At 62.5% G+C, this 2,236-nt stretch carries 2 protein-coding genes; one reads left to right on the forward strand and one right to left on the reverse strand.

Annotated elements, in window-relative coordinates:
• Positions 1-254 precede the first annotated feature (254 nt).
• On the forward strand, positions 255-821 hold the full coding sequence (locus tag K7W42_RS22630; RefSeq protein ID WP_157460731.1) for a hypothetical protein: 567 nt from the start codon (positions 255-257) through the stop codon (positions 819-821).
• A 180-nt stretch (positions 822-1,001) separates the two neighbouring features.
• On the opposite strand, the gene bshA is transcribed toward K7W42_RS22630, so the two are convergent.
• Positions 1,002-2,129, reverse strand: coding sequence for an N-acetyl-alpha-D-glucosaminyl L-malate synthase BshA (gene bshA, locus K7W42_RS22635; RefSeq protein WP_157460732.1), 1,128 nt, complete (start codon positions 2,127-2,129; stop codon positions 1,002-1,004).
• Positions 2,130-2,236 lie beyond the last annotated feature (107 nt).

Raw genomic sequence — 2,236 nt, forward strand, 5'->3', positions numbered from 1 at the left:
CCCGAAGTACAGCTAGGCCCTGTGACTCTGCAAGAAGCGAAAGGTGCGTTGAGCGGGGAAGAGCTAGATGCTTCTCGCTTCTGAACCTCGCGGGATTTGGCAGACTTCACGCCAGTCCCTCTTGCTGCTGCTCACTTCGCCTCAATCCTTACTGCAAACAACACAGTCTGAGCCCCTCTGCCGCATGTGTCCTTGCTCAAGTCAATCGTTACTTGCGGTCACATGGGCGTCAGCCCTGCGCGTAGACTGCGGGTATGAAGCCCCGTGCATTCGCTGTTCTGTTTGCCCTCCTGGCTGCCCAGGCGTCTGCCCTGACCATCCGGGGCACCGTGGAGGGCGCCGTTACCGCTGACACGCGGGTGGCCGCCGTGGTGGTCAATCCTTACGGTCAGGCGGTGCAGGAAGTCTCGTCGGTGCCAGTCGAGGGGGGCCGCTTTACCCTGGAACTGCCCGTCGCCGCCCCGACCGCCCGCGCCCAGGTGACCCTGACGCCGCAGAACGTGAACTGGCCCGGTGTGATTGACCCCATTCAGGTCAGCGGGCAGGCGCAGGTGGCCGAGCTGAAGTTCTTTACCTACCGTGACCTGAACAACAACGGCCGCCGCGATGAAAACGAGGCCCTGCGCGACGTGTTGCCCACCCTGAACGGCGGAGGCCTGTTTGTGGCCTGGGTCAATACTGACGTGACCGTCAAGGCCAACAAAGGCTATGAGGCCAGCTTCAAACGCGGCTGGAACGCCTTTATCGTGGATGTAGGCCGGGCCGTCAAAGTCCAGCCGTTTGCGGACAGTACGGTGGTCTCGGTTCGTCTGGCGCGCTGATGCTGGAAGAAGAGGCTGGCGGGAGAGTCTCGCCAGCTTTTGATATGCATACTTTTATGTATTGGAATAAGAAACAAAAAAAGTGTAAGCATATAAAATCGTGAATCTATTCACTTATAATCGTAGTTTTTAGCTTCCGAAGGGAAGGGGGCGCCTCCCCCTATGGCAAGCGCCCCCTCTTTAGCACACCAATTCGACAGTGCGTTCGTAGGCCCGCAGATACTGAGGCACAATCAGGCGCGGGTGAAATCGGCTGATGGCCGCCTCGCGTCCTGCTGCGCCCATCTGAACGTAGAGGTCACGGTTGCGGAGCACCCGCAGCGCCGCGTCGGCCATCCGGTCCACATCACCGACATCGGCCAGAAAGCCGGTCACGCCTTCCTCGACCACCTCGGGAATGCCGCCGGCGCGGGCGGCCACCACCGGCACCTCGCAGCTCATGGCCTCCAGCGCGGCCAGGCCGAAACTTTCCTGCTGACTGGGCAGCAAAAAGAGGTCGCTGATCCCCAGCACTGTCTCGACATCCGGAAACGACCCCAGAAAGTGGGTGCGGCCAATCACGCCCAGTTGCTGGGCCAGTTCGAAGGCGCGAGGACGCTCGGGGCCGTCGCCAATCATCAGCAGCCGCGCCGGAATCTCGCTGGCCACGCGGGCAAACACCTGCACCACGTCGGCGGCGCGTTTGACCGGGCGGAAATTGCTGACGTGCACCAGCAGCGCCTCATCCGGGTGGGCAAAGCGGGCGCGCACAGCTGGGTCCGTCACGCGCACAAAGCGTTCGCTGTCCACGAAGTTATGAATCACCTCGATCTCGCGCTCGACCCCAAACACTTCCTGGGTGTGCTGCGCCAGATACGCCGAGACGGCTGTTACATGGTCGCTGCGTTCGATGGCGTGGCGGGTGGTATGGCGAAATGCTGGCTCCAGGCCCACCAGTGTCACGTCGGTGCCGTGGAGGGTGGTCATCACGCGCGTCTTGCCGGTCATGGCGCGGGCGTGAATGGCCGCCGTGGCATGGGGAATGGCGTAGTGGGCGTGCGAGAGTTCCACGCCGTGTTCCTGAATGACCTCGGTCAGGGTATTGGCCGCCGCCAGTTCGGGGTAGGGCTGATCGAACAGCGCGTAAGCGTAGCCGCTGACCTGATGAAAGTAAGGCCCACGCATGCTGCCGTGGCCAGCCAGGCGAAAGGGCTGCGCGGAGCCGACAAAATGGACCTCATGGCCGGCGCGCGCCACCTGCACGCCCAGTTCGGTGGCAACGACCCCCGAACCGCCTGCACTGGCATGACAGAGCACCGCGATTTTCATGGCCCACCCGCAGCCGAGAGAAGAGAAGCTGACGCATTCATGAGTGCGGAGTATAGTCGCCGCCCGTCTGGGGAATGGTTGCCGGCCATCCCATCCGGCAGTGCCTG

It is taken from the genome of Deinococcus betulae (assembly GCF_020166395.1).
In the GTDB taxonomy this organism is placed as follows: domain Bacteria; phylum Deinococcota; class Deinococci; order Deinococcales; family Deinococcaceae; genus Deinococcus; species Deinococcus betulae.

Coding starts and splice junctions, on each gene's coding strand:
- K7W42_RS22630 (WP_157460731.1), top strand. CDS start 255: ATGAAGCCCCGTGCATTCGCTGTTCTGTTTGCCCTCCTGGCTGCCCAG.
- bshA (WP_157460732.1), bottom strand. CDS start 2,129: ATGAAAATCGCGGTGCTCTGTCATGCCAGTGCAGGCGGTTCGGGGGTC.